The 974-nt window shown below is 52.4% G+C and carries 3 protein-coding genes; 1 reads left to right on the top strand and 2 read right to left on the bottom strand.

Annotated elements, in window-relative coordinates:
• Nucleotides 1–3 precede the first annotated feature (3 nt).
• A complete protein-coding gene (locus V2S85_RS27125) occupies nt 4–189 on the bottom strand; it encodes a recombinase family protein (protein ID WP_330705879.1) in 186 nt (61 codons plus the stop codon).
• Nucleotides 186–380, bottom strand: a complete 195-nt coding sequence (locus tag V2S85_RS27130) for a hypothetical protein (RefSeq protein WP_330705880.1) — start codon at nt 378–380, stop codon at nt 186–188. Before V2S85_RS27130 ends, V2S85_RS27125 begins: the two co-directional genes overlap by 4 nt.
• 183 nt (nt 381–563) lie before the next feature.
• On the opposite strand from V2S85_RS27130, the gene V2S85_RS27135 reads away from it, so the two are divergent.
• Nucleotides 564–851, top strand: coding sequence for a hypothetical protein (locus V2S85_RS27135; protein ID WP_330705881.1), 288 nt, complete (start codon nt 564–566; stop codon nt 849–851).
• Nucleotides 852–974 lie beyond the last annotated feature (123 nt).

The raw sequence follows: 974 nt of genomic DNA on the forward strand, positions 1-974 counted from the left end.
AAATCAACGCCGGGCATGATGGAAATTGGTCCGAACGATGCCCTTGGTGCGCCCCGAAGCCTCGACGTCATCAAACCAGCCCGCTTCGCCAGAAATTACCCGGTTTTTGCGGGTCTCCAGCTGATCCTCAATGGAGGTGTCAGACTGCTTGTCAGAGGAATAGCGGGCATAGAGGGCGACTTTTGTCATTGCGGCGGACCTTTCTTCAGGTCGCCAGTATAGCGCTTTTCGATGGAATTGAGAAAGTCTTTGTAGTCATTTTCCGCCGCAATGCGAGCTAAATGACGCACAAGCTCAATCAGGTTAAGTGATGGATTGGGGGAGACGACGTTAAAATCTAACGTTATGCTTTTGCTTTCATGGCCTTTGTTGTTATGCATGGCCTTATTACCACCCTACAATTGCATAATAGCACAGAATAGCTCGCTATGCTTGTGCTAAACGTGCTGCATCGCAGCAGAATTGCGCGTTGCAGCCCTTTATTATCGCGTGCGTGGCGGTAAAACTTGGGTAGAGAGCCGGTATTGTTGGAAACCCCTCAGAATGCCGGATACAAGGCGGCAATGACCTTCGACTGGCTTTCAGCTTCACCCGACGCGCGCATTGAGCTTTACCGCTCGTGCAAGCGCGTAGTTGATGGTCATTTTCTGGGCAGCTGGGATCGGTTCTACAAACTGGCGCTCGGCGACAATGCAAGTTTCGGCGTTGGCTACGAAGACAATTTTCGCAAAGGGCGCATTGCTCGATCAAAAGCCGCCATGCTGGCCCGCTGGCTTTCAATCCACCACACCCGTGAAGCCGAGCAATTAGCGTTCCGGCTTCGTTCGCTAACGAACGCGCCACGATCGTAAGCGTCCGGCGAGTCCCGTCCGATACCATTGGGCTGAATTTTGCTTTTCAACTTGTGTTTTATGAGGACGTCAGATCTTTCAGACGTTCATGCACCTGCTGCATCGCGGCTATTGCACCGGCCC

The sequence above is a fragment of the Novosphingobium resinovorum genome (genome assembly GCF_036352595.1).
Lineage (GTDB): Bacteria > Pseudomonadota > Alphaproteobacteria > Sphingomonadales > Sphingomonadaceae > Novosphingobium > Novosphingobium resinovorum_B.